Source organism: Chlorogloeopsis sp. ULAP01, assembly GCF_030381805.1.
In the GTDB taxonomy this organism is placed as follows: Bacteria; Cyanobacteriota; Cyanobacteriia; order Cyanobacteriales; family Nostocaceae; genus Chlorogloeopsis.
The window spans coordinates 104,189-130,372 of the sequence record NZ_JAUDRH010000009.1 but is presented as its reverse complement, the minus strand read 5'-3'; the positions used below and the strand labels follow the sequence as shown (position 1 = coordinate 130,372).

23 protein-coding genes and 1 pseudogene are annotated in these 26,184 nt (G+C 39.9%); 10 read left to right on the top strand and 14 right to left on the bottom strand.

Annotation, left to right across the window (positions count from 1 at the left end; translation table 11 throughout):
• Positions 1–85 precede the first annotated feature (85 nt).
• From QUB80_RS19030 to QUB80_RS19015, 4 genes and pseudogenes are all read left to right on the top strand, one after another.
• Positions 86–649: a Uma2 family endonuclease gene (locus QUB80_RS19030; RefSeq protein ID WP_289791082.1), complete on the top strand. Its 564-nt coding sequence runs from the start codon at positions 86–88 to the stop codon at positions 647–649.
• A 334-nt stretch (positions 650–983) separates the two neighbouring features.
• The gene (gene argS / locus QUB80_RS19025; protein WP_289791081.1) at positions 984–2,741 is read left to right on the top strand and encodes an arginine--tRNA ligase; all 1,758 of its coding nucleotides are present in this window, start codon (positions 984–986) and stop codon (positions 2,739–2,741) included.
• Positions 2,742–2,963: 222 nt separating this feature from the next.
• A pseudogene (locus QUB80_RS19020) lies at positions 2,964–3,589 on the top strand (Uma2 family endonuclease).
• 163 nt (positions 3,590–3,752) lie between these two features.
• Complete coding sequence (locus QUB80_RS19015) at positions 3,753–4,154, top strand: ribosomal maturation YjgA family protein (protein ID WP_289791080.1); 402 nt, start codon at positions 3,753–3,755, stop codon at positions 4,152–4,154.
• A gap of 200 nt (positions 4,155–4,354) precedes the next feature.
• On the opposite strand, the gene blaOXA is transcribed toward QUB80_RS19015, so the two are convergent.
• The gene (blaOXA, locus tag QUB80_RS19010) at positions 4,355–5,221 is read right to left on the bottom strand and encodes a class D beta-lactamase (protein WP_289791079.1); all 867 of its coding nucleotides are present in this window, start codon (positions 5,219–5,221) and stop codon (positions 4,355–4,357) included.
• A gap of 164 nt (positions 5,222–5,385) precedes the next feature.
• Positions 5,386–6,822: a carotenoid oxygenase family protein gene (locus tag QUB80_RS19005; protein WP_289791078.1), complete on the bottom strand. Its 1,437-nt coding sequence runs from the start codon at positions 6,820–6,822 to the stop codon at positions 5,386–5,388.
• Positions 6,823–7,005: 183 nt separating this feature from the next.
• Between QUB80_RS19005 and QUB80_RS19000 the strand changes: the two genes are divergently transcribed.
• Complete coding sequence (locus QUB80_RS19000; protein WP_289791077.1) at positions 7,006–8,352, top strand: alkaline phosphatase; 1,347 nt, start codon at positions 7,006–7,008, stop codon at positions 8,350–8,352.
• A gap of 121 nt (positions 8,353–8,473) precedes the next feature.
• Here the strand turns inward: QUB80_RS19000 and QUB80_RS18995 are convergent, their stop codons facing one another.
• Both QUB80_RS18995 and QUB80_RS18990 read right to left on the bottom strand, forming a co-directional pair.
• Positions 8,474–10,816 (bottom strand): NACHT domain-containing protein, encoded by a 2,343-nt coding sequence (locus QUB80_RS18995; RefSeq protein WP_289791076.1) that lies wholly within the window; start codon positions 10,814–10,816, stop codon positions 8,474–8,476.
• A gap of 156 nt (positions 10,817–10,972) precedes the next feature.
• Positions 10,973–11,116 carry a hypothetical protein gene (locus QUB80_RS18990; RefSeq protein WP_289791075.1) on the bottom strand — a complete coding sequence of 48 codons (144 nt, stop codon included), beginning with the start codon at positions 11,114–11,116 and terminating at the stop codon, positions 10,973–10,975.
• A gap of 96 nt (positions 11,117–11,212) precedes the next feature.
• Here QUB80_RS18990 and QUB80_RS35065 point away from each other — a divergent pair, with 96 nt between their 5' ends.
• Positions 11,213–11,266, top strand: coding sequence for a hypothetical protein (locus QUB80_RS35065; RefSeq protein WP_289791233.1), 54 nt, complete (start codon positions 11,213–11,215; stop codon positions 11,264–11,266).
• A complete protein-coding gene (locus tag QUB80_RS18980) occupies positions 11,259–12,344 on the top strand; it encodes a WD40 repeat domain-containing protein (protein ID WP_289791074.1) in 1,086 nt (361 codons plus the stop codon). The genes QUB80_RS35065 and QUB80_RS18980 overlap by 8 nt, the downstream gene beginning before the upstream one ends.
• A 231-nt stretch (positions 12,345–12,575) precedes the next feature.
• Here the strand turns inward: QUB80_RS18980 and QUB80_RS18975 are convergent, their stop codons facing one another.
• A complete protein-coding gene (locus QUB80_RS18975; protein WP_289791073.1) occupies positions 12,576–13,454 on the bottom strand; it encodes a metal ABC transporter permease in 879 nt (292 codons plus the stop codon).
• 29 nt (positions 13,455–13,483) lie between these two features.
• Complete coding sequence (locus QUB80_RS18970; protein ID WP_289791072.1) at positions 13,484–14,227, bottom strand: metal ABC transporter ATP-binding protein; 744 nt, start codon at positions 14,225–14,227, stop codon at positions 13,484–13,486.
• A gap of 66 nt (positions 14,228–14,293) precedes the next feature.
• Between QUB80_RS18970 and QUB80_RS18965 the strand changes: the two genes are divergently transcribed.
• Positions 14,294–15,286: a metal ABC transporter solute-binding protein, Zn/Mn family gene (locus tag QUB80_RS18965; protein ID WP_289791071.1), complete on the top strand. Its 993-nt coding sequence runs from the start codon at positions 14,294–14,296 to the stop codon at positions 15,284–15,286.
• Between the two features lie 140 nt (positions 15,287–15,426).
• On the opposite strand, the gene QUB80_RS18960 is transcribed toward QUB80_RS18965, so the two are convergent.
• The 7 genes from QUB80_RS18960 to rd all read right to left on the bottom strand — a co-directional run bounded on the left by QUB80_RS18960 (position 15,427) and on the right by rd (position 21,526).
• On the bottom strand, positions 15,427–15,753 hold the full coding sequence (locus QUB80_RS18960; protein WP_336622329.1) for an aspartyl protease: 327 nt from the start codon (positions 15,751–15,753) through the stop codon (positions 15,427–15,429).
• 99 nt (positions 15,754–15,852) lie between these two features.
• Entirely contained in the window at positions 15,853–16,524 is a 672-nt protein-coding gene (locus QUB80_RS18955; protein WP_289791070.1) for an AAA family ATPase, read from the bottom strand.
• A gap of 36 nt (positions 16,525–16,560) precedes the next feature.
• Entirely contained in the window at positions 16,561–16,764 is a 204-nt protein-coding gene (locus QUB80_RS18950) for a hypothetical protein (protein WP_289791069.1), read from the bottom strand.
• A gap of 604 nt (positions 16,765–17,368) precedes the next feature.
• A complete protein-coding gene (locus tag QUB80_RS18945) occupies positions 17,369–18,565 on the bottom strand; it encodes a site-2 protease family protein (RefSeq protein ID WP_289791068.1) in 1,197 nt (398 codons plus the stop codon).
• A 308-nt stretch (positions 18,566–18,873) separates the two neighbouring features.
• The gene (locus QUB80_RS18940) at positions 18,874–19,263 is read right to left on the bottom strand and encodes a hypothetical protein (protein WP_289791067.1); all 390 of its coding nucleotides are present in this window, start codon (positions 19,261–19,263) and stop codon (positions 18,874–18,876) included.
• A 666-nt stretch (positions 19,264–19,929) separates the two neighbouring features.
• A complete protein-coding gene (locus tag QUB80_RS18935) occupies positions 19,930–21,225 on the bottom strand; it encodes a BaiN/RdsA family NAD(P)/FAD-dependent oxidoreductase (protein ID WP_289791066.1) in 1,296 nt (431 codons plus the stop codon).
• 139 nt (positions 21,226–21,364) lie between these two features.
• Positions 21,365–21,526: a rubredoxin gene (rd, locus tag QUB80_RS18930; RefSeq protein ID WP_289791065.1), complete on the bottom strand. Its 162-nt coding sequence runs from the start codon at positions 21,524–21,526 to the stop codon at positions 21,365–21,367.
• 470 nt (positions 21,527–21,996) lie between these two features.
• Between rd and QUB80_RS18925 the strand changes: the two genes are divergently transcribed.
• Both QUB80_RS18925 and QUB80_RS18920 read left to right on the top strand, forming a co-directional pair.
• On the top strand, positions 21,997–22,197 hold the full coding sequence (locus QUB80_RS18925; RefSeq protein WP_289791064.1) for a hypothetical protein: 201 nt from the start codon (positions 21,997–21,999) through the stop codon (positions 22,195–22,197).
• 9 nt (positions 22,198–22,206) lie between these two features.
• Positions 22,207–24,858 (top strand): EAL domain-containing protein, encoded by a 2,652-nt coding sequence (locus tag QUB80_RS18920; protein ID WP_289791063.1) that lies wholly within the window; start codon positions 22,207–22,209, stop codon positions 24,856–24,858.
• A gap of 199 nt (positions 24,859–25,057) precedes the next feature.
• Here the strand turns inward: QUB80_RS18920 and QUB80_RS18915 are convergent, their stop codons facing one another.
• The gene (locus QUB80_RS18915; protein ID WP_289791062.1) at positions 25,058–25,516 is read right to left on the bottom strand and encodes a response regulator; all 459 of its coding nucleotides are present in this window, start codon (positions 25,514–25,516) and stop codon (positions 25,058–25,060) included.
• Between the last annotated feature and the right edge of the window lie 668 nt (positions 25,517–26,184).

Below are 26,184 nucleotides of genomic sequence, written 5' to 3'. Positions count from 1 at the left end.
CTATGCCCCATGCCCATTGCCCTAGTCCCCAGTCCCCAGTCCCCTGATACGATGTGAAAAAAACAAGATCGAAAAAGCGATCGCTATGAGCCTCACTCCAGTGAAGTGGACAATAGACGAGTATCACCGTATGATTGCGACTGGTATTTTAAACAATCGGCGTGTAGAACTACTGAAGGGAGAAATTGTAGAAATGTCGCCGGAACGAGAAGTTCACGCCTATTTCAGTAGTGAAGCAACTGAATATTTAATGAGATTGTTAGGCAATCGAGCGATGATTCGTGCAAGCAAGCCAATTACACTTCCTAACAACTCTGAAGCCCAACCTGATATCGCTATTGTGCAACGGTTGGGGCGCGAATACCTAGAGCATCACCCTTATCCTGAAAATATTTTTTGGCTCATAGAATACTCCGATTCTGGTTTAGAAATTGATTTAGAAATAAAAAGTAAAATCTACGCTGAAGTTAACATTCCTGAATATTGGGTGGCTAACCTTAAAAAAAGACAGCTAGTTGTATTTCGAGATCCCGAAGAAGCAGAGTACGCATCAAAATTTACACTAGCACTCGGGATTATTTACCCATTAGCGTTTCCAGGTTTAGCTGTATCGGTAGATGCTATTGTTAGCAGTCTGTCGCTACACTGAACAACTGGTTAGAGCATCTGTTATATCATGTCCGGCAAAACAGTTATGATTAAAGCTCACGCAAAGGCGCAGAGAGTTTTCACGAGTGTTGATGATAACTAATTACAGGAAATATTTGTTTTTTAGAAAAACTCTGCGCTCCTCTGCGCTTACTTGGCGTTCCTCTGCGTTTAAAAGCTGCACTAAATCCTAAAACCGAAGATTCATGCCAGAGGTTGGTAATGCGCCTAGTAATCCTCGCTTGGACGACTATCTTTTAAGGTTAGAATAATCAGGCTTTAATAATATCTCCCAACTGGGGCCATACTGCCTCTTTAACAGATAACATTTACATATGAACTCTACACAAGAACAACTAAAAGATAAATTACAGCAGGCTTTAGTCGCAGCTTTTGGCATTGACTATGTCGGTGTAGATCCGATATTGGTTCCTGCAAGCAATCCTAAATTTGGTGATTATCAAGCCAACGTTGCTTTAAGTTTAGCTAAACGTTTAGGACAACAGCCACGAGCGATCGCCCAACAAATCGTTGATAAGTTAGATATATCCGATCTGTGCAAACCACCGGAAGTTGCTGGCCCCGGCTTTATTAATCTTAAACTGCAAACCGAATACTTGGAAGCACAATTAAACGCCATCCAAGCCGATCCCAGACTGGGAGTTGCCAAAGCGAAAACACCGAAGCGCGAGATTGTAGATTTTTCTAGCCCCAATATTGCCAAAGAAATGCACGTTGGACATTTGCGTTCGACGATTATTGGTGATTGTATCGCCCGAATTTTAGAATTTCAAGGTCATGATGTGCTGCGCCTAAATCACGTTGGTGATTGGGGTACGCAGTTTGGTATGTTAATTGCCTATCTACGGGAAGTTTACCCAGAAGCTCTCACCACTGCAAATGCTTTAGATATTGGCGATTTAGTAGCTTTTTATCGCCAAGCAAAAGTACGGTTTGATGCAGACGCAGCTTTCCAAGAGACGGCGCGTCAAGAAGTGGTGCGTTTGCAAGCAGGTGCAGAAGACACGCTCCACGCTTGGAAATTACTAGTAGAACAATCGCGGCGAGAATTTCAGGTAATTTACGATCTGCTGGATGTTCATTTGGTAGAACGCGGCGAGTCTTTCTACAATCCTTTACTGCCACAAGTTGTAGAAGATTTAGACAAGGCTGGGTTACTTGTAGAAGACCAAGGTGCTAAGGTTGTTTTCTTGGAAGGGTTTACTAATAAAGAAGGTGAACCGCTACCCCTGATTGTCCAAAAATCTGATGGCGGTTATAACTACGCTACAACAGACTTGGCAGCGATACGCTACCGGATAGAACAAGACCACGCCAAAAGAATAATTTATGTTACAGATGCTGGACAAGCGAACCATTTTGCTGGTGTATTGCAGGTAGCACGCCGGGCTGGTTGGATCGGCGATGATGTGGAACTTGTCCATGTTCCCTTTGGTTTGGTGCTGGGTGAAGACGGCAAAAAGTTTAAAACACGTTCTGGAGATACGGTACGCTTGCGGGATTTGTTAGATGAAGCGATCGCTCGTGCGCGTGCAGACTTGGAAACTAGATTAGAAGCTGAAGAACGCCAAGAAACAGAGGAATTCAAAGCTCATGTTGCCCAAGTAGTTGGTATCGATGCGGTTAAGTATGCGGATCTCAGCCAAAATCGGACTAGCGATTATGTCTTTAGTTATGACAGGATGCTCTCATTAAAAGGCAACACCGCACCCTATATGCTCTATGCTTACGTAAGAACGCAAGGAATTAGCCGTGAAGGTAACATTGACTACGAGCAGTTGGGAACAGATGCCAAAATTCTCCTAAGGGAAGATACAGAATTAACCTTGGCAAAGCATTTACTGCAACTAGATGAAGTCATTGCTGATGTAGAACAGGATTTGATGCCTCATCGTTTATGCGAGTATTTGTACCAATTGAGCGATAAATTCAATAAGTTCTACGAAAATTGTCCTGTACTCAAATCTGAGGAGCCTGTGCGGACATCACGCTTAGTATTGTGTAATTTGACAGCTAGAACTTTGAAGTTGGGACTGTCTTTGTTGGGACTTCAGGTATTAGAGAGGATGTAAGTATCTTCGATATCTCATCCGAAAATAAGGCAGTCCCAATCAAACTTGTTTCATCGCCAGGCATGAAAAACCTCACCCCGTCCTGTCGGACACCCCTCTCCTTGCTAAGGAGAGGGGCAGGGGGTGAGGTGACTTTCAAGTCAGAAGGCAGTCCCAATCAAACTTGTTTCATCGCCAGGCATAATTCAGGAGCATGGGGTATTAGTATAAAAAATGGCAAATATGCATACTGTAATTACACCTGAAAGAATCGAGTTGCAACCTGGCACAGTCGTAAGGATGTTGGGATCTTGGCAAGACTATCAAGTACTGAGTCAGCAACTTGGCGATCGCTGCTCGCCTCGCATTAAATATCGATCTGGAGAGATTTTGCTAATAGCACCGCTACCAGAGCATGGAAGAGATGCGAGCTTGCTGGCAGATATTGCTAAGGTTTTGCTAGATGATTTGGAGCAAAGATACGACTCATTTACGCCCATCACCATGAGTTTGCCAGAAGTCAGCGGCATTGAGCCTGACTTTTGCTTTTATATTGAAAATTGGAGATCCGTAGTAGGTAAGAACCGTATCGACTGGCTCAACGATCCTCCACTGATTTAGTGATGGAGATAGATGTTACTAGCTATACCGATATTAATGATTATCTCCCTTATAAAGTACCAGAGGTTTGGCTGTTAAAGAATAAGCGGTTATTAGTTTATAGATTGCTCTTTGAAAATTAGGCAATTACAGAAAGCAGCTATTTTCCTAACGTTAGAGACATTGTGCAGCAATGCCTCCAAATTGCAAACGAGCAAACAACAAGTGAGGCGATTAGGTGGTTAAGGAGCTTTTTGCGTGAAATTTAGCCTGCTCTATAGCGATATAGTTCTGCTACCCGAACACGATGATCTCTAGATGGTTTTTTGTGGTTTTGGCATTGGTTTTGTAGACGCTTGTGATGTGAGCGTTTAAAATCGGTGGATCTCCTTTTATGAGGGGAAATAATTGATTGGAAAGAAACCTTAAAGAATGCCACTACTTACAAACATTCGCAGGCGAACCATTCTTTCTTTGGCTATTATTCTCTCTGTTGGACTTTTATACAGTCACTATCGCTATTCTGCTTGGTGGTTGAACCAAGAAGTAGGAGGGATTTTTTATCAGATATTTTGGTGCTTGTTCGCCTTTCTATTTATTCCCACTCGCTCTTCAGTTTGGCAAATCCCTTTATGGGTATTGGTAATTAGTTGCTTGTTAGAGTTTATGCAATTGTGGCATCCACCATTGTTAAATTGGGTACGTTCGTTTTGGTGGGGAAAAATGTTAATCGGTACTGTCTTCACTTGGGCAGATTTCCCTTATTATTTTATTGGCAGTGGGTTAGGATGGCTGTGGTTGCGGCTTATAGTTAGGGGAGCACAGCTAAAATAGTTTAGCCCTTTTGCCATTTTTCGTACTTGGTGGTAGATGCCGTTCAATTCCTTTATCAGCAGCACGAATATTAATTTTAGTTACTAGGTTAAACCTGGTAAAGAAGTGGGAGATCTCGTAGACCAAAAATTCCTCTCAAATGATGTCATATCCATCACGTTTTTGTGCCGCCTTTCACAAAAACACAAAAAATATATTATTTACAGTACCCCAAGCTCTTTAAAACAACGACGTGTTAACTCTATTCGGGCAGATGGATCTTTGTTGTTACGAATGTCGATGTTAGTGGCGAAAAAGTAAACATTCTTGCCCTTCTCCAAGTAACCCACGAACCATCCAATTTTTGGCGTTACGTTGTCCGCAAATCCAACCCAGCCTGTCTTGCCCCTGATTGTGTAATCTGGAGTCTGCTCGATCAACATAATGTCTTTGACAATCGAGAGCGATCGCTTAGAGAAAGGTAAGTCATTCTTGTAAAAACGACGGAGAAACTGAATTTGCTGTTGAGGTGTGATTCTCAGTTCTCCCTCTAACCAAAATTTATCAATATCATCTTTACTACCAATTTTTTCGTTGCCGTATCCTACTTGAGTCACCCATTTTTGCATTTGCTCATGCCCGACTCGACGAGCTAGAACTTGGTAAAACCAAATGGCAGAAAGCTTGATTGCCTCTCTCATATTCAAGTTGCGGTTCCATTCAGGAAGCTTTCTTGGAATTCCATCCCAGGTTAAAACTGCGATTTCATCTGAAATAACTCCCGTTTCCAACGCAATTAGGGAATTCAGAATCTTAAAGGTTGATCCAGGTAAAAAAGCCGTTGTGTTGCGTTGTGGATGATGTTGAAAAATGCGATCGTTGTTTTGGTCATAGATTATAATCGAACCTTCAACCGCTAGCTCTCGAAAATGCCGCCCACAATCAATTTTCCGAGCAACCTCTACGCGAGCCGGAGACTTGAGGGATGTGGGCATAGTGAATGCTGACAGCATTGTCTGAAATAGGATTGAAGCAGTGCCACTCAGCGCAATGAGAATAATACTTGTAAAACGAACTGTCCGATTCATGGCAATCCTAAACTCGATGAATTTATGAGTAGCCTTAACCACCATAAACAAATACTGTTTAGCTTGCACGATAGACGCAGTTTCCGTAACACTACCCAAACAAATGTGTGGGCGGGTTTTCAAAAGGATGTCTTTGATTTTAACCCGCCCCAGCTAACAACCAACTAAGCAGATTTCCAAGTTCCGTGAAAACTATGAGGAATCACACTGGGTAATTCCAATTTGCAAACAGGTTCTTCGTCTAATCTATCCGCAGCAAAAACCCAAACTTCACTGCGATGAGAATTACCGTCATACAAAACCGTTAAAATCCAACCTTGTTCGGGGTTTTCGGCATCTGTGGCATAAATTGGTTCTGAAGGATAGCGATTTTCACCCAAGTCTGCTTCAGTGAGGGTTTCGGTTTCGTAGTCGTAGCGAGCGATCGCTCCCAACAATTCTGTTGCTATATCCGCATCTTGCCGGAGTACAGATAGATAAGTATAACGCCAAGGTTGTCCTACTTGCGACTGCTGAACTATTGGAAACTCACACTTGCGGTTAACAACTTCCTCCATAGCCGTTACTTTGCCAGTTTCTGGATTGAGACGCACTCGCCACAATGTCCCTTTGGCAACTGTGTGAGTCTTACCAGTTGCAACTTCTCGAAGATATTCATTAGTTTGCTCAAAGTCTGCATAGCGAACTAAATCCAGCATTACCAAACCATCGTTATCTACGCAACCATTACCAAAATGCCACTGGAACCAAGGTTCAGTTTCGCCGCGACTCACTAAAGACAGAGTTTCGCGATCAAAAACTAGGATTTGAGTACCTAACTGAGGCTGCCAAGCTAGAGCCTCACTAAAGGTAATTAAACCGAGTAAAGCTGGCAGCATTTTTAAACGCATTGGTGGCATGAAAAACACCAAATGCCGTTCAGTCAAAACAAAATCATGGATTACAGAGTATCGATCTAGCTTATAAGCCGATTTTTGGACGATTTTGCCAGTGCGATCGCTCTTATAAAGATTCAACTGCACATGACTGCCAAGGCTGATGCCAAAGTTAAAAATTTCACCACTATGGGGATCGCGTTTGTAATGAGCAGAATAGGGTAATTTATCATTCAACCCACCTAAATCATCCAATCCCCTAGTCTCAAGATTTTGCAAATCGAGCGCAGAAGGTTCGCTAGCTTCCCACAAAGCTAACAGTTTATCGGGTAAAGCTAACACGGATGTATTGGCTGCATTTTTTACTTGCAGGTTCCAGCGCTTCCAAATTGCCCCTGGTGGATGCATCCCATAAACGCCATAAAGGAACTTATCTACCTTGGTTTCTGCTTGATACTCCGCTGTTTGTACGTAACGATACACTGCCGTTGCTCCTGCATCAGTAAAATGCACGGCTAGTACCGCTCCATCTCCATCAAACCAGTGTCCTACACGCATACCGCCCCGCTCTAACCGTGCTGGGCCATTACGATAAAGTGTGCCTCGTAAACCTGGGGGTATTTTACCAGATAAAACTGATAGGGGAGCCAGAGAAAATTCTTCAGCAGGTTGAGCGATCGCTCCTGCCCAAGTTGTTTTTCTTAATCTTTCGTTAACTATAACCATAGAAAATTTTTGTGAATGTATTAGGGACAAGGAGACGCGGGGAGGTGGAGACACGGAGACAAGGAGAGCAATAAAAAATTGTACAGACGCGATTAATCGCGTCTCTACCCACTAACAAATGACCAATGACTAATCCCCAGTACCTATTATTGTTATATTTTTGCAACATCACAATCATCAGCCATGCTACAGAAGATTAATAAAAAATTCGCCGCTTTAGTAATTTTTGCCTTAACAGCTTTACTAGCTTGCACACCACAAATCCAAGTACAAGGCAATGCCAAATTTCGTCAAGGTAATGTGATATTTATTCACCCAGATGGTACAAGCGCATCTCACTGGGGTGCGGCGCGGATGCTTTACCTTGGGCCGGATGGTAGCCTGAATTGGGATCGGATGTCTAATCTTGCCGTTTATTTGGGACACATGAAAAATCAACTTACTGCCACATCTAACGGGGGTGCAGTAACTCACGCCACAGGAGTAAAAGTAAACGCTGATTCCTATGGTTTAGATGAGAAAGGTAAAGCTGTAATCGCTGCTTCTAGGAAACCTCAAACAATTATGGAAGAAGCTGTCGCTGCCAAGAAAGGAACAGCTATCATCAACTCTGGTATTATCCTTGAACCGGGAGCAGGTGCGTTTGTTGCCAAGACTTCAAATCGCCGTCAATTTGCAGAAATTACCAAACAAATTGTTGAGTCTGGGGTAGATGTGATCTTGGGAGGTGGCGAGGTATGGTATCTTCCTAAAGGAACGGCTGGCAGACACGCCACAGCTGTACAAACTCAGCGAGAAGATGGACTCAATTTGGTAGAACTGGCTCAGAAGAAGGGTTACACTGTTGTTTATACTCGCGATGAATTATTAAAGTTACCAGGAAATACTAAAAAAGTATTAGGAATTTTTGCTGCTGACGATACTTATAACGATGCACCAGAAGAAGAGTTGAAAAAGCAGAATTTGCCCCTATACGTTCCGACTGCTCCGACGGCAGCCGAGATGTTACAAGCCACTTTCAAGATTGTGTCATCTAATCCCAATGGTTTCTTTATCGTTTTGGAAGAAGAAGGTAGCGATAACTTCTGCAATTTTAATAATGCAGTTGGTTGCATAGAAGCAGTCAAACGTGCCGATGACGCTGTAGGTGTGGCAATAAAATTTATTGAAAAAAATCCCAATACTCTATTGGTAACGGCAGCAGATAGCGATGCTGGTGGATTAGAAGTAGTGGGAGTGACAGAAAAAGATTTTCCTTTAGATAAGCCTTTGCCTGAGAAAGGAGGGAATGGCGCACCTTGGGATGGCAAAGATGGCACGGGTACACTGCCTTTTATCTCAGCACCAGATCTACAAGGAAAGCGCTTTCCCTTTGCGATCGCCTGGGCGGGTTTTGGTGATTTCACTGGTTCTATTATTGCTAAAACTCATGGCTTGAATGCACAAGCACTACCAAACACCGTAGATAACACTGGTATTTATCAGCTGATGTACCAGACTTTGTTTGGCAAGGAATTACCAAAATCATAATTTTAAGGGGTGAGCGCCAATGTTGATTACCAATAGTGATTTTTAGCTGATATGGCAACAGCCAAAGTGGTTAGGACATCAACCAATGATAAAACTTAGACAACAAAAACTTTTAACCCTGTCATCTGTCACCTGCTATACTACTCGCTAAAACAACACTCTCAACTAAAAATAAAGTTTTCTCTATTAATTGGATTGTAGAATTGGTGACATTACTAGCATGATTTAGACAATCTAGTAGTAACTTATTTGCATCCCAATACTGCTGTAGTAATTGCCACTCCTTTTCGTTGAATTGCCAATCCTGACAAATTTGGCGATCGCTAACTATTAAATTTTGCAACTTAAGAGTCCATGTTTCTCCATTTGCTTGCCACCACTCTTTCAGAGCGATTTTACCTACATAAGAATACGGAAGTTCGCTTTGCAACTGTTGTAGCGATTTCTCTAAAGATGGATACTCGTGTAATAAATCCTGTAAATCAACAGCAAGCTTGATCGCAGATAAACGCTGGCAGAAAATATTATCGCTCATCTTCAGACTTACACCAAGAGCATGAACTAAAGCTAAGTCTAAAGCTAAATCATCAGCTAATTTCCCAGTCAAGCGATGATCTAAAAAAACAGCTAAAGTTTGGTTATTAGCAAGAGGATGATCAATAGGAAGATTGAGGGTAAAGTAAAAAGCGCGTATACTGGCAGGGTGATAAGATGCACTAATAGTTGAAGATTTGTGCTCTAGCCAAATTAAAAAATTGTGTAATTTTAGATTTGAGTTCGCTAGGATATTAATTTGTTGCTTCATTAATAGTAATAATTCATCAGCTGGTTGTATCATACCTGCTGTTAGCAAAAAAACTTCTTGCCAGCGTTTATCGCCGATTTGCGTCACAAATTCTAGTAGTGTTTGAGAATTAGCATTGGCAACAATTTCTCTGGCTGTTAAATACTCTTGAAAAGTCAAATGAGAAAAAGAATAAATACCTCGTGCCTGTTCTAGTAATAGTCCATGTTGAGCTTCAATAGCTTTCAAAACAGCACCACTATCAATTTGTAAAGCTTCTACATCTATTGGTTCAAGGGGAAAATGACGTAGATAACTAGCTATTAATTGTTGTATGTTATTTTCGGAGAAGAAGTAGTTTCCCTGAGAAAAAGTAGTTGATGCTAAATAACAAAGTAGCTTGATTTTGTGTGATAAAGACAAATTGCGATAAACTTCATCTCGTTTCACACCTCTTGCTTCATCCCAACGTACTAATAGCAATTCTAATGCTTGTTTGTAAAGTTCTGAACGTAAGGTAGGAAAGTCTCCTAAAAATTGAAATACCAAGCAAGTTAAATTAAGTAAAACTGGTACAGTTGCTAATTCAAGAATTTGTCGATTTTCTGGTAATTCTAATTTTTGTATAAAGTTATCGGCTTTAGCTCTTCCCTCACGCAAAGAATTTTTGGCCACGGTTACAAACCACTTATCCACAAATGCCCTTATTTGTAAAAGGGTAAAATCAGCAATTTCAACTTCGGTAAATCCTTTAAATTTATATTGAAAAGCAGCTAAACGACAAGTTATAATGATTTTGTTTTTATAATATTTCTCAATAAAATTCCGAATTTCTCGAAATATTTTATCATTGTCTATATGTGTGAATTCATCTAAACCATCTAGTAAAATTAGCGCTTTCCCATGAGAAAGTATTGTGGAAATCTCTGTTTGAGAAACTCCACAATCACTAAATTCTTGATTTATATAAGCTAATAAACTACTTTGATGACTATTGCTACTATCTTCGGCAAAGTTCTTTAAATTGATAAAAATTGGTAGAGAATCGTGCTGAAAATGTCTCTGTGCGCATCGGAGCGCTATGGATTGCAAAAAAGTCGTTTTTCCAGAACCCGGTTTTCCTAATATCAAAAGTTTAGAGTATTTTGAAACTGCCTCTAAACCAGTTACTCTATGTTGATGTCTTTGACCACAGTTAAAACTGTTAAAATTGTTTGAGCATAAACTTTGTAAATTATTAATTTCTAACCATCTTTGATTGGTGATTTCCTCAAAAATATTAACTTCGACATAAAGGTCATCTAGACCAATAGGTCGAGAAATATCTAAAAGATGTAAAGTGCCACACTGAGCTTGAATTTTTTCTTGGTGAGCGAACCTTGCTTTTTGCACTAAATAATCAATATCTAAAGAATTTTCTAGTATATTTTCAATAGATATTGATTCTTTTTCACTATTAGTATTTTCTATTATTTCTTTAGAATTTATTCCTAAAACTCGACAAATTTCGTGAAAGACTTGACGGTCAACGGGTTGACCTGTGAAGAACTTCCAAATTGGTTGACGAGTGTCTAAACCTACTTCTCCAGCCAGACGTTTCTGCGTCAGTCTTTTACGCTTAAAAGCTTGTTTAGCCTTTCTTATACCCTCAGCCGACGCTTTAAGCGATCGCTTTGCCATAGTTTTGAGAACAATCTCTATACTGAATAAGCTTTATAATAAATTATACTCAATGTAAATCTAAAATCAAGTCATAAGAAAGTTAAAATCAAGCTAAAATGATGCCTTATAAGCAAAATCACATAGTAATCTAGAAAAAATATACAAAATCTTAGGCTAACTCCATACATCTACAATTTGGATCATTGCTGATTGTGCAGGAATATTCTCTGTTGTGTAATTTGCTTGAATTTGCAGGTAATCCAACACAGCGATCGCTCTGTTTAAGTTTATGCAAAGAATCTTGAGTTTCTTTAGCAATGATCGCTGCAATTGCAAAAATAATGATCATACTCTGATAATAGTTATCATTAACGATAATAACCTAGTAATACCCGTAAAAATGAACTCGTCTTTATTGGGCGCAATCTAGACGAAGCTAAATTCAGAGAGGATGTCGGGCGTGTCTAGTCTCAAAAACAACAACCAAGGCGACTTTCAAATTTTTTGGCAAGGATCGCTCTTAGATTATGTGACAGCAATTAGTTGGTCGCCTGATGGTACGACCTTAGCTGTTAGTTCTGCTGCTGGCGAGGTAGCTTTATTAATTGTGGAAACGCAAGAACTCACATACCTACAAAGTAGCTGTGGACTCTCTATTGATTGCCTGTCTTTTTCCAAAGATGGGCGATTTCTTGCATTTGGGGGACAGGATGGGCAGGTAAAAGTCTGGGATTTACTTGAGGAAAAGCCCGAACTAGTTACCACTTTGAAAAATCCTCCTGCTTGGGTTGACCGCATGGCGTGGAGTCCCACTCAAAATCAATTAGCCTTTAGCTTGGGACGTAATGTGCAAGTCTGGGATGCAGATGTTGGTGATATTGCCACAAACCTCAATTTTGACAACTCCTCAGTATTAGATATCACATGGCACCCTGATGGTCAACGCTTAACAGTGGCAGGCTACCAAGAAGTTAAAATTTGGAATAGTCAAGACTGGAACGATGACCCTTATCTACTTATGATTGGTTCCGCAAGTGTGGCGATCGCCTGGTCAGGTGATGGTAAATATATTGCCTCCGGTAATATAGATAGGACAATCACCGTTCTAGAGTGGGACAATCCAGAACCTTGGGTAATGCGTGGCTTTCCTGGAAAAATTCGTAAATTGGTATGGTCAGAAGTACCAAGTAAGGTCAACACTCCTGTGTTAGCTGCTGCCAGTATGGAAGGTGTTGTAGTCTGGGAAAAGCATGAGGATGAATTGATTGGATGGGAAGGGCGAGTGTTGCCAAAACATGAAAGTGTTGTGCAATCTCTGCAATTTCAACCTCACAGTCTCTTACTAGCCTCTGCTGGAGAAGATGGGTGGCTTTGTCTGTGGCAACGTGCTAAAAAACTTGCCCAAGTTCTCAATGGTGCCGTGGAGGGATTCTCTTGCCTATCGTGGCATCCCCAAGGACATCAACTAGCTGCTGGCGGGCAGAGTGGTGAACTACTAATTTGGTCAAAAGGATCACGAGGTCAAGGATTTGGACGCCGTTCTTGAAAAAGGGTGTGGGGGAAAATTTTTCCTTCTGCCGTCTGCCTCCTGCCTTGCAAAAGGGTGTAGGGGTATAAGGGTTTAGGGGTGTAGGGGAAAGAATCCTCTTTCATACTTGGTGGTGTACGAAGTTCATAGGGACTGCCTTGCAAAAGGGTGTAGGGGAAAATTTTTCCTTCTGCCTACCTACGGAAGCCGCTGCGTGTCTACTGCCGTCTGCCTCCTGCCTTCTATCTTCTACTTCCCCCGTTTGAATTTGGATAATAACCTAACTGAATGATTTACCAATTCAGGTCGGGTTAAAATGCCACCAGAGGGACTAAAAAGCAGCACTAATAAAAATAGTACGGATGAAACCAGCACAATTGCAGGCCCCGATGGAATATTACGATAGTAACTAATGTATATGCCAGTGATACTTGCAACCACTCCAATGATTGCTCCCAATCCCATCATGTGATGTAATTCCTTGACCAAGAGATAGGATGTAAGGGCAGGCCCTACTAGTAGTGCAATTACCAAAATTACTCCTACTGCCTGCATACTAGCAATAATGGTTAATGTCACTGCTGCCATAAAGCCAAAATGAATGCTGTGAATCGGTAAGCCGATCGCTCTAGCACCAGTTTTATCAAATGTGTAAAATAGCAGTTCTTTATAAAAAAGCTTGACTGCCAATAGAATGACAGCAGCAATAATCAGCGTTCGATAAATGTCATTCATCGTGACTCCCAGAATATCTCCGAATAAGAAGCTATCCAGGTCGAGCTTATTTCTGAGTACTGTAATTAGCGTTACTCCTAATGCAAAAAAGCTCGAAAAAGTCAGTGCCATAGCAGCGTCTGCTTTGATATGAGATTGGGAACGAATCCAGGCAATTAAGAACGAACCCAAAATCCCAGAGCAAAAAGCTCCAATTAAAATATCTATTCCTAAAAAGAAGGATATGGAAAGTCCGGGTAATACACAATGGGCAATCACATCACCCAGAAGTGCCATGCGCTGGACTATCAAGTAACTCCCCACCACCGGACAGAGAATACCAATAAGGATGCCGATCGCGATCGCGTTCCGCATAAACTCGTAACTCAGGGGTTGTAATAGCAAATCCAGCATATAAAAAGAACTCAGATGCAGAACCCAGATTAACAAAAAAACGTTGTTTCTAAATCCTGAAATTGATTTTGTAAAGCTGTACCGTAAGCTTGTTGTAAATTCTCTTTTGTCATCACTTGCTGTGGCAAACCATCACAAATCACACGTTGATTGAGCAGCAACAATCGGTCTAACTGTGCTAGCGACTGTCCCCATTCGTGAGTACTAACCAACAGAATCTTGCCTTGCGATCGCAACTCGGTAAAAATTTCTAGAATAATTGTCTCGGTTTTTTTATCAATACCTGTAAACGGCTCGTCAAACAAGAACAAGTCTGCTTGTTGAGCTAAGGCTCGTGCCAAGAATACTCGTTGCTGCTGTCCGCCGGATAGTTCTCCAATTCGCCGATGACGCAGGTGCAGCATTTCTACTCTTTCTAGAGCTGCTTTGACAATTTCTTCGGCGACACGGTTCGGACTGCGAAACCAACCCAAGGAACGAGTTCGCGCCATCATCACTACATTCCAAACAGTGATGGGAAAGTCCCAATCGATTAGCGATCGCTGCGGCACGTAGGCTACTTTTTCGAGTTGCCGATGCAAAGGACAGGTGCAATATTGCACAGTTCCACTGATGCTGGGAATTAAACCCAGCATTGCTTTGAGTAATGTGCTTTTACCCGCACCATTTGGCCCAATAATACCGACTAGCTGTCCGGGTTCAACACGAAAACTCACCCGATCTAGTCCTCGCACTCCTCGGTAATCGACAGCTAATTCCTGAACCTGTAACATGAAATATTTAAATAAGAACGATAATCATTATATTCTTAAAGATGATATTTGCAGCCGATAAGAATTATGTACATCAGTTCTAATCGAACCTGGAGAACTATAGCTTTAGTTATAACTTTGGGCTTATTTAGTGCCTGTGCTCAATCTCCTCCTACTAATGAAACTAGTTCTCTTAACTCTACCGCCAGTCCTGCTGCCAATGGTAAGCCTTTGAAGGTAGTCGCTACTACCACAATCCTATGTGACATCACAAGACAAATAGCGGCAAATACGGTAGATCTACGTTGTTTGCTTAATCCTGGAATAGACGGTCACACCTATCAACCAGTTCCAGCAGATCGTAAGGCAATAGAAGATGCTAACCTAATTCTTTACTCTGGCTATAACTTTGAGCCAGAATTAATCAAGCTTATTCAGGCAACATCTAACCCTGCTCCCAAAGTGGCGGTTGCAGAAGAAGCTATTCCTAACCCGCAAAAGTTTGAAGAAGATGGGCAAACAGAGGACGATCCCCATGTTTGGCAAAGCGCTGAAAATGGCGCTCGGATGGTAGAAGTAGTTGAAACTCACTTGGCAAAATTAGCACCTGCCAATACTGAGTTATATGCCAAAAATGCCAAAGAGCTGAGTACAGAACTAACCCAAATTCATAGTTGGATTAAATCTCAGATTGCCACCATTCCTCAGTCATCTCGAAAATTGGTGACTACTCATGATGCGTTTGGATATTACACCACAGCTTATAACATTCCAGTGGAAGGAGCGCTTCAAGGTATAAGTACCGAAGAAAAACCAACTGCTGCACGAGTTAGAAAATTAGTTGATTCAATTAAAAGTTCTCAAGTTCCAACTATTTTTGCTGAAGTTACTGTCAATCCTAAATTGTTGGAGACAGTTGCAAAAGAAGCAAATGTTAAAATTTCCGATCGCGAACTTTATTCTGATAGTTTAGGTGAACCCGGATCAGATGGCGATACCTATCCCAAAATGTTGATTGCAAATACTAAGACAATTGTGGAAGGGCTGGGTGGACAATTTACGGCTTTTCAAGGAAAGTGAGAGAATAATGGCTTGCTTTCGTGTTTACAAAACAGTTAGGTAGGTATCTTTTCCCTCTATTGGTAAAAGCCTCAGTCGCTGATTGTATACATCAGGCTTAAACCTAAATCCTCTAAAGGAATTAATCCTAATAGAGGATCTCAACCTACTGATAGCTCAATACAGTTAAACGTTCCTTCTCGACCTTCAACAGTTAGGCTAATCTCTCTGAATACACGAACTTTTTGCACTCCAACAGCAATTTTTACATCTACTTGTTCTTGAAAAACTAGACCTAAATCCATGATGATATTTTCAGGCAAGCAAAGTCTACTAGCAACAGTATCAACCAGGACATTTTCTAAAGTGATTGAACGAACTTGATGAGCAGGAATAAATCCTCTTTCTGCAAGAATTTGGTCAATTCGATTAGTAACAGTAATTGTGGTTGTAACCTTGCCCATTCTTTTATCAGTTAGAGTTGCCATAATTCCTAACCTAAAAATAAAAATATAGACATTAGCTTAATGCTGAATTTATTCTCTAAGCTCAAATATGACAGCACTCATACCTGATATTTTTATTGCTTAAGGAATGTCATCAGGTATTATATTCATCATCATTTCTTTGCTTATTTCTGAAAATTTTGCTAGTCTGTTTGCCTGCTTTTCCCTTGTTTTATCAAATATATTTCTAGCAAGCCTGCCATTACCAAAATTCTTATCTCTACTTTTATATAAATTAGTTAATTTATTTATTAATACTTTCTTTGATTTACCAGTAAGTTTGAAATTTTCCTGTTCACAAATTTTTTCAAAAATAATTAGTAATTCTTGAGGGTGATAATCATCAAAATAGAAATACTTATTAAATCTAGACTTTAACCCAGGATTGGTATCCATGAATTGTGACATTTCCTCATTATAGCCAGCAACAATGACTACCAGTCTGTTTCTGTAATCTTCCATTCTTTTTAGTAGAGTGTCTATAGCCTCTTGTCCGAAATCATTTTTAGATCCTTCTGGCTTGAGTGCATAAGCCTCATCAATAAACAGTACACCGTCTAATGCTGACTCAACCAGTTCGTCTACTTTAAGCGCAGTTTGTCCAACATAACCCGCAACTAATCCTGATCTATCAGTTTCGACAACATGACCTTTAGAAAGTATGCCTAAGTGTTTATATATCTCTCCCATGAGACGAGCAACAGTCGTTTTCCCAGTGCCAGGAGGGCCACAAAATACAGAATGAAGTGTCAAAGAAGTAGTAACCAGTCCTGTTTCTTGACGAAGCTTTTAGATTTTGAGGAAATTAATGAGAGTATTGATCTCGTCTTTAACATTTTGCATTCCTACCAAATTATTTAGCTTGTTTAAAACTGTCTCCAAATCTTCACAATTCAACTCAGACTGCTCAGGAAAATTATCACTACCAGAGCGCTTTAGCTCTGCTTTCATTCTTTGCAACTCATCCTCAATCTCATCATCCCAAAAAGGCATACTCTGTATCCTCTACAATTGATTGAATAAAGTAAGCAATATAAACCCAGTTACTGAGTGACATTATTTACTTTATCCAAGATAATCTCAGTTATCTTGTAGAGGCAATTTTTACTCATATTTCCAATGAATAATTTTACAAATTCCTGACTTAAAGTACTAAAGCGTTTAAATGCTGTTACTGACAATCTTGTAAAACGAAGATATCTAGTAGCATATCTACTAATTCAGGAATTACCCACGAGTTATGGAATAATAATTCGCAGAGAAGCCAGTGCGCTCTTGCGGGTTAAGAGACTTGTAGCAAGTGTCCGTGACACAAAGTCAAGAGGACTTTAGAGGGATTTAGCGTAAGTCCTATAACTGAAGCGTTTAACAGATGCTGTTACTGACAATCTTTTAAAACTTTGATAACTTGCACCAGTAGCACATACCGTCCAGAATGAATTCTCAAACTCCATAGCAAGTTTCTCAAGAAGGCTAGATTTTACTTATATTAGCAATCACAGTCCAATTGAGTGAACTCGAGCTATAAGCCAAGAAATAAATTTCTTGGCTGGCTTGGCGGGTTAGAGTGCTAGTTAAGAATGGTGCAAGTTGTTGATTAATTTGTAGTTGACTTCGCTATCACCTGTAGTTGTAACCCTGGCGGATAACTTCCTTCTTGTTTGATTCGCTTAATATCAGCATCCATCATCCGCAATCCCAATGTTTGTGCCACTGCCCGCACAATGTCTCCACGATCTATTACACCCGCAACACTACCCGCAGGCGAAAGCACAGTAACACGGGTTAAATTTTCTTTTTCTAGCTTATTAATCACTTCAGCAATATTAGTTGATTCCTCAACTGTGGGAATTTCTGGGAGGGGATGCACAATACTATCTACAGTCTTAGTTTCCCACTCACTTCTTTCTACTAGACGCAAGTCGTCAATTGAAACCATGCCTCGGTAACGTCCATCCGACTCAGCAAAATAAACTTGGGCTGGGGCGGTTTCCAGTAAATACAAATCAGCAAAGGTACGCAAAGTCTGGTTGGCATCGACTATGCGAAAGTCACGAGTCATAGCCTCACTAGCCTTGAGCTTGAGCAAGGTTTCTTGCAACTTCGTGACGCGATCATAGCTAGTTGCATTGCGGATACCAAACCAACCTAATAAAGCAATCCACAAACCAGTGACTAGCTCACCTGTAAAGTAGTCTACTGCCAAACCCAAAGCGATCGCACAATAACCCAAAATTTGTCCGGCTTTGGCTGCCAAATGTACTGCTTGAAAGCGATCGCCTGTAGCTTGCCAAAGTGCGGCTTTTAAGACTTGTCCCCCATCTAGGGGCAAACCAGGTATCAGGTTGAATAATGCTAAAACTAAATTAATTCGTGCCAAGTCTCCAACCATGACGTGGAGAGGATTGGCATTAGGTAAGGCATCAGCTATGAAACGAAGCAGTAAAAATAATACAATGCTAACTGCTGGCCCGGTGATCGCGACTTGAAATGCTTTGCCTGGAGTTTTGGATTCTTCTTCAATCGCAGCAATACCACCAAATAGAAACAGAGTAATGGAGTTGACTTTAATACCTTGCGATCGCGCTACCAAGCTGTGTCCCAACTCGTGTAACAACACCGAAGCAAAGAGTAATAAAGCCATTACTACCCCAGAACTCCAAGCTAAGACAGTACCTAATTCCTGATAAGCTACTGCAAAATTCAGGGTTGCCAACCCTAAAATCACAAACCATAAGGGGTCTAAAAATAAGGGGATTCCAAAAAAAGACCCTATTCTCCAATTTGTTTGCATTCTTATTTCCTAAAACTAAATGTTCCAGCAAGCGAGAAAAATGTAACAATGTGTAATTTTTTAGCCATAAATAGTTTTATCTACTGTATTGACAGTGCTGAAATGTGAAGGCACAAAGCCCAGCTTCAGCCAGTGAGATGAGAAAAATCAAAATTTGCTCTTTTAAAGATGCTCTTATTTCTAGAATAGACAATTAAAGCCTGGAATTGGAACTCAAAAATAAAGACAGCATATCCACCAGTGTTGGCTGAGATTGTGCTGTTGTTTCTGTACAATGATAGATGCAATAAAAGTGATCACCTTTCACATTAAGATTTAGTCTTAAGCAAAGGGAAAAAACCAACCGCAAGGCTGACACATCCAACTACAATCCACCATTTGTCTTTCTGCTCTACTTGCAAATATGACTGTTGAGGGTTTTTCACAAAACTGCTAATCCGAGATGCTATTTCTCGCTGTTCAGCTTCGTCACCATAGTTTGCAAAAGAAGAAAATGTAACTTCACCATTACTAGTGTAGATAACAACTTTAGGGGATTCGCTATCTTTTTTGGTCAGAAATCTAGCTCCTTGCAATTTATTGACTGGCATTTCTTTTTCTTCAGACCACAAAAAACCAGATTTTACAAGTTTACAATATCCTTGATTAGGTTCTGTTCGGCTGCAAGTAAAGGTACTCACTTTTGCAAAAGAAATCAAAAAAAGTCCAAATATTATGAATAATAGTCTCAAATTAAACTCCTATTTATACTCAATTTATTAATAGATAAAATTAGAGGATATTTAAATTTTCTTGAGTCAAATTAGATTAGAAATTTTTTATTTTAGATAGTTGCTCATAATATTTTATAATTATTATTGTTTGGAAATAAGTTGATTTATCATTCTCAGCAATCCATAAGATAAGAATTTTAATTGACTTCATAAATGCTGATCGAGAGCAAAAATAACTACCTATAAAGAATATAATCAAGGTATAATATTAGTATTTTAACTTTTCAAAAATCCTAAAGCAGCACGAAAATATACCATTTTATTAACTGAGTGCAAAACTTTTCTTAACTTAATCGTTATTAATGAAAAATAATAACAAGTTTAAGAAAACTAAAAAATATGTATCAGGATGAAACTAATATCATGTTTGGTGAATCAAACTGAATAAAAATGTTTGCTCGTCGCGAGGAATTTAGTCCTCAAGCCAGGGCTGAAGTCCTTACTACAAACTGTTTATTCTGGGTGATTTGGCGGACATCATATAACTTAGTATTTCTAAGTTTTGGAAAAAGAATATGCCCAACTTCTCCAAAAAACCGGGAGTTGTATGTTTAAAAAATATCCAGTGACGAATAGTCAAAAGGAAATTACCTATTGATTATTAGTTGTTAGCAGCTTTGTACTTTCTAGATTTACCATTGCTAACCCTGCTAAATAAGCAGTTGTCCAAGCGCTTTGGAAATTAAAGCCGCCAGTGATACCATCTATATCCAAAATTTCTCCGGCAAAATAAAGACCTGGTACTAACTTACTTTCCATAGTCTTAAAATTGACTTGCTTAAGATTTATACCACCACAAGTAACAAATTCTTCTTTGAATACGCCTTTACCATTAATTAAATATTGTCCTTGAGAGAGTTCGTGAATTAATTGATTTAACTTTTTATTAGATAATTCTGCCCAACGGTTTTCAGCAGAAATACCGACACGAGAAATTATGTATTGCCAAAGGCGGTGGGGTAAGTCAACACCACGATGGGATAATATCAGGCGCTTGGGCGAATCATTCTTAGCTGCTAATAATTGTTGGCGTACTTGCTCTTGTTGCAACTGGGGTAGCCAATTAATGAGTAAAGTGGCTTGATAGTTGCTTGAATGCAATGCTCTGGCACCCCAAGCAGAAAGCTTGAGTACAGCTGGGCCACTCAAACCCCAATGTGTAATTAATAATGGCCCAGTTTGTTCTAGTGGGGAGTATTCTGGTATTATTAAGCGTAACTTGGCACAGTTAATACTTACGCCAGCTAACTCTCTTAACTTTTCATCACGAATGTTGAAGGTAAATAAAGAGGGAACGGGTTTTTCAATAATGTGTCCCAGTTGCTGGGCTATTTTATAACCTAAAAGATTGCTGCCCGTAGCTAACAGCAGGCGATCGCATAGCAATTTCTCTCCCGACTTCAGGATCACCTCGAAATTAGAGAGTGGAGGAGTAAGTAAGTTACTAATTTCCCCCCCTCTTCTTTTTACCCCTACCACAACCGTGCCTGTACGCAGTTCTACTCTCGCGGCTTTGGCTGCATCCATCAGACAATTGACGATTGTTTCTGAGGAATCTGTAATCGGAAACATCCTGCCATCAGCCTCAGTTTTTAGCTGTACGCCACCTTTGGCAAACCATGCGACTGTGTCTTGGGGTTGGAAACGCGTAAAAGCACCTAGTAAAGCTTTTCCACCTCTGGGATAATTTTGTATTAATACCTTGGGATCGAAGCAAGCATGAGTGACATTGCAGCGCCCTCCACCAGAAACGCGTACTTTCGCCAGTGGCTGGTTGCTAGCTTCGAGTAAAATCACGCAAGCACGAGGATTACTTTTGGCAGCAGCGATCGCGCTAAAAAAACCAGCTGCACCACCACCTATGACTACTACCCGTAGTGGTTCCACAGTTCAAAAATCCCTAATATAAACCTGTCGAACGAATCTTGTCATCACAATACCAAGTGGACATGATTAAATGTAAAATGGCAACTTCACTGAAAGCAAGATGGAAACAATATTTTACCTTCTGCCATCTGCCTTCTACTTATTCTTCTGGTTCAAATTGATTTTTTTCTGCCCCACAAACCGGACATATCCAATCTTCTGGTAATTCTTCAAAAGCTGTGCCTGGTTCTATGCCACTATCAGGATCGCCGACTTCTGAATCATATTCATATCCGCAGACACTGCATACATATTTTTGCATCTTTAATCTTCCCTAATTAATACTCTGCTTTATATCCATATTAATTACCTTACACTCAAAATGTTACTTGTATTACTTTTTTCACAAATAGCCAGAATATTCTAGATGCTTCTTTACAACTAAGTTCTGTCCTAAGAATACAGTTATTCTGACTGCTGATTTCTTGATTGATTAAGTAATTGATATTTCAATAAACTTAATCAATTAAAAATTTAAAAAGTATGATGCAGAAATTAAAAGTTTTAGATAAACAATTCTCATCTACTGCTATTTATTCTGCCTCCTTTCTAGATTCTCCAATCTCCTGTAAAAATTACGCAATTATACCCTGTGTTCTAGAAGGTATTTAAACTTATTCTTTTTATTAATAGAGAATGGAATATATCGTGAGCTTTTAATACAGACAAGAGTAGAGAACAGTGGCAGAAAGGGTAAGGTTTCCTAGTCTTATTAGTGAGTTGAGAAAAAGGTTGAGACTATCGGGCGAGCAGCAGGCTTGCCAGTGGGATGTTTCTTTGCAGACAATTAATTGTTACGAAAGCGATCAGGCTATCCTTTCACAAATGGTAAGCAAGGCGATTGAGCCGTTTTTTCAGGAAATTGTGGCTCAAACCCTCAACTTAGCCCCAGCAAGATTTTTCACGCTAAAACCCACAGACATGAGAGTGTAAAGAACAGCCATGCCAGAAAATGAACAGGAAAAAATATGGCACTTGTTGGTGGTGCAAGACTTGCAAGGGCAGCGAACTATCCCTTTGAAAGAGGCTACATATTCTCTTGGGCGTGACTCTAGGAACGCAATTGTTTTACGTTCGCGATCAGTGTCAAGACAACACGCGATTTTATTGCGGGTAACTCTTCCAGAAACAGATCAATATGCTTTTCGGATTGTTGATGGTAGTTTTAAGGGTAAGCAGAGTACCAATGGCTTATTTATAAATGGTACGAAATGCTTCTCTCACGATCTTCAGCATGGGGATTTAATAGAGTTTGGCAATACTCAGGTAAAGGCTAGGTACTATGCCATCTCCAATCTCTCAGAACAGGAATTTTCAGAATCTTATGTAGTTGAACACTTATCTGACTTACTTTCAGAACCAGGCAATTCCATCAATCCTTTTGAGACGCTAATAGTCAAAGATGATAGTCTTGAAAGAGCTAGTGAAGTCGCTTTAGCTCGTTTAGCTTCATTTCCTGAACTTATCCCCAATCCAATCATTGAGATGGATTTAGAAGGAACGATTACTTATCTCAATCCAGCCGCGACTCTTAAATTTCCCGATCTGAAAAAATCTGGAAAGTATCATCCTTTTATAGCAGAGCTAGTCACTACAGTTAAAAACCAAAAAGAGAATTCTTTTATTCGGGAAGTAAAAGTTGATCAAGCCGTTTTTGAACAATCTGTACACTATCTTCCTGAAAGCGATTTAATTAGAACTTTTGTCATTCGGGAAATTACTGAGCAAAAGCAAGCTGAAGCTGAACTGCGTCAACGCGATCGCTTGCTACAAGCAGTTGCAGAAGCTGCTAATTATTTGTTAGTGGAAATGAACTACGAAATAGCAATTGAAAAAGCTTTGGCAGTACTGGGCGAAGCTGCCCAAGCAGATCGTGTCTATTTATTTGAGAACAAACCTCACCCAGTTACGCAAGAAATGGTAATGAACTTGCGATATGAATGGATAGGCTTTTCAGCAGAGTCTTGCCGTCATAACTGGCAAAATCAACCTTATAACAATTCTGGACTTAGCCATTGGTACGAAGCTTTCTCTAAGGGAGAATCTATTGGTGGGTTGACTCGCGAATTAAGTGCTGCCGAACAAAAACTTCTTGGGCGCGACGGTATTCAATCTCTGCTATTAGTGCCTTTGCGGTTAGAGGAAAAGTTCTGGGGATTTCTGGGCTTGGTAGACTGTTCTCAAGAGCGTTTTTGGTCAAAGCATGAAGAATCAACTCTGTTGACGCTCGCTGCTAATGTTAGCGCCGCTCGACAAAGGCAACAGGTAGAAGAAATGATTCGCTACCAAGCTCTTCACGATCTGCTGACTGGATTACCCAATCGCCTGCTATTTAACGAACAACTATCTAAAACCTTGCCTAATGTAGCTAGGAGGAAAGAAAGTTTAGCTGTGATGTTCCTTGATCTAGATCGATTCAAAACTATTAATGATTCTCTCGGACACACGCTTGGAGATTTATTATTGCAAAGTGTTGCTCAAAGATTGAATGATTCCCTCAGAGCTGGAGATACTGTTGCTCGTTGGGGAGGCGACGAATTTATTATCTTACTACCCCAAGTTACTAGCCTTGAAGAAGTAACCCAAGTTGCTAAAAGAATTTTACAAGCCTTAGAAAAACCTTTTCAGATTGATGGACACGAACTTTATATCAGTGCTAGTCTGGGCATTGCTTTATTAAATGAGCATAGCCCCGATGCTGAAACTCTCATCCAACATGCAGATATGGCTTTATATCATGCTAAGGATAAGGGAAGAAATAACTATCAGTTTTACACCACTTCGATCAGCACTAAAACTCCTGAAGTGCTAACTATAGAGAAAAGCTTGCGTTATGCCTTAGAAAGAGAAGAATTTGTTGTCTATTACCAACCCCAAATTAATATTCATACAGGCAAAATTACTGGCATGGAAGCGCTACTACGCTGGCAGCATCCAGAAATGGGATTGGTAGCTCCTAATATTTTCATTCCTCTTGCCGAGGAAAGTGGATTGATTGTTCCGATTGGAGAATGGGTTTTGCGAACAGCGTGTTTGCAGAATAAAGCTTGGCAAAATGCAGGATTGCCTCCCTTGACTGTAGCTGTGAATTTGTCTCTCAAACAGTTTCGTGAACCCAAACTAGTGCAAACTGTAGCCCAGATTCTAGAACAGACAAAACTAGAGCCACGATTTTTAGAATTAGAAATCACCGAAACAGTAGCCATTGAAGACTTAAACTTTACTAAAAAAGTATTACAAGAACTAGAGCAGATGGGTGTTCATCTTTCCATTGATGATTTTGGTACTGGTTATTCTTCTCTTTCACGCTTGCAGTTGTTACCATTGCACAATCTCAAAATAGATCGATCATTCATCCGTGAATTGACAACTGATGTGAAGGTTGCTCACATTGTCAAGGCTATAGTCACATTAGGACGCAATCTCGGACTAAGACTCACTGCTGAAGGGGTTGAGAAGGAGGAAGAATTAGAGTTTCTAAAATCTATTAACTGTGAAGATGTGCAGGGTTTTCTGTTCTACCGTCCGCTTTCTGCACAAAAAGCAACAGAAATCCTAGAAAATACAATGATATGTTCACACGAAGAAAACTAACAATTTATTCTCTGCTTGTCCTCTCATACACTTAAAGCATAAGATCAGCTTGTTCATACAAGAGAGGAATCGAATGCAGTATTATTATTAATGGGTTCCTTTAAGTAAAATGTTCTCCTCACAATTGTTCGTAGGTACCCTTGATAATTAAAGAACACTAGTTTGTTTCTTTACAAATTTGTCCAATATCTACATTTATCTAATTAGTTCTAGCTAAAACTAATGGTTGTCCAACAAGTTTTAGCACTTCGATTGCTAAATCTTTAGGTTGTATTGGCTTAACTAAATATGCTTGAAATCCACTTCTGATCGCTTTTTCACGTTCTTGAACTGTGTTTCTCAATCCTGTCAAAGCAATAGCTGGAATTGAACATATTGGTAGAGGTAGGCTTCTAATGATGCGAATAAGTGCATAGCCATCGATGTTAGGCATCGCAATATCGATAATTAGAAGATGCGGTTCAAATTCCTCCATTATGTCAAGCGCTTCTTGCGCTGAGGTGCGTGTCACCACCTCAAAACCAAATATTTCCAAACAGCAGGAAGTTACATCACAATGGTCTACATTATCATCTATAACCATTATTCGTAACCTATCTAAAGTTGGATAAGCTTTTATTTCTGCATTAGGATAATCAACGTCAAAGCAAAAGGTCATAATAATACTTGTCTCCTGAACGAACTGAATGGTCAGCAGGGAGAAAGTCCTACTAAGAACTAGGGTTAGACTAGCTCTGTAGTGGGCTATTGGTGCTTGATACTATGACTCAGACTAAATTTCCTTTGCAATCCTTGGGGTAGAGCTAAGGCTAATTCAAAAATAACCTCGCACAAACTGCTCTAGCTTCCAGGAAAACTTTTCCAAGTTTGAACCAGAGAGTTATTTTTTAGCTTAAACGATGTTACCTGGTTATATGTGTTTGGTTTAACCCCTCTTTCCAATCTAGACATTGTTAGGATTAGCATCTACAAACTGCCCTAGCAAAGGCTCTTACTCCACTTTGCCAGTTCTAAAACCAATCTTTAATTGAGTCAACAGGATGTCAAAACTAATTATAGCGGTTCTCGTATGCGTAAAGTACATATGAACATAGGATCGAATCCGTAACTAGAGTCAAAAGATTTACCTGTTTTGCGTTCTGTATTTGAAGATTTTAGTAAAATCGATTATATTCAATTGAGACTTTTGATCAAATACAAAAGCAACATTTTTCTTGAGTGCAACATAATAGCAAGGTGTTTTTCATAACTTTATCATAACTTTTTAAATGACTTTTCTGGAAGTAGTAAACGCACAGCAAAATTTCTATTTTTAGAAAGAAAATT

Coding starts and splice junctions, on each gene's coding strand:
- QUB80_RS19030 (WP_289791082.1), top strand. CDS start 86: ATGAGCCTCACTCCAGTGAAGTGGACAATAGACGAGTATCACCGTATG.
- argS (WP_289791081.1), top strand. CDS start 984: ATGAACTCTACACAAGAACAACTAAAAGATAAATTACAGCAGGCTTTA.
- QUB80_RS19015 (WP_289791080.1), top strand. CDS start 3,753: ATGCCACTACTTACAAACATTCGCAGGCGAACCATTCTTTCTTTGGCT.
- blaOXA (WP_289791079.1), bottom strand. CDS start 5,221: ATGAATCGGACAGTTCGTTTTACAAGTATTATTCTCATTGCGCTGAGT.
- QUB80_RS19005 (WP_289791078.1), bottom strand. CDS start 6,822: ATGGTTATAGTTAACGAAAGATTAAGAAAAACAACTTGGGCAGGAGCG.
- QUB80_RS19000 (WP_289791077.1), top strand. CDS start 7,006: ATGCTACAGAAGATTAATAAAAAATTCGCCGCTTTAGTAATTTTTGCC.
- QUB80_RS18995 (WP_289791076.1), bottom strand. CDS start 10,816: ATGGCAAAGCGATCGCTTAAAGCGTCGGCTGAGGGTATAAGAAAGGCT.
- QUB80_RS18975 (WP_289791073.1), bottom strand. CDS start 13,454: ATGCTGGATTTGCTATTACAACCCCTGAGTTACGAGTTTATGCGGAAC.
- QUB80_RS18970 (WP_289791072.1), bottom strand. CDS start 14,227: ATGTTACAGGTTCAGGAATTAGCTGTCGATTACCGAGGAGTGCGAGGA.
- QUB80_RS18965 (WP_289791071.1), top strand. CDS start 14,294: ATGTACATCAGTTCTAATCGAACCTGGAGAACTATAGCTTTAGTTATA.
- QUB80_RS18960 (WP_336622329.1), bottom strand. CDS start 15,753: ATGGCAACTCTAACTGATAAAAGAATGGGCAAGGTTACAACCACAATT.
- QUB80_RS18950 (WP_289791069.1), bottom strand. CDS start 16,764: ATGCCTTTTTGGGATGATGAGATTGAGGATGAGTTGCAAAGAATGAAA.
- QUB80_RS18945 (WP_289791068.1), bottom strand. CDS start 18,565: ATGCAAACAAATTGGAGAATAGGGTCTTTTTTTGGAATCCCCTTATTT.
- rd (WP_289791065.1), bottom strand. CDS start 21,526: ATGCAAAAATATGTATGCAGTGTCTGCGGATATGAATATGATTCAGAA.
- QUB80_RS18920 (WP_289791063.1), top strand. CDS start 22,207: ATGCCAGAAAATGAACAGGAAAAAATATGGCACTTGTTGGTGGTGCAA.
- QUB80_RS18915 (WP_289791062.1), bottom strand. CDS start 25,516: ATGACCTTTTGCTTTGACGTTGATTATCCTAATGCAGAAATAAAAGCT.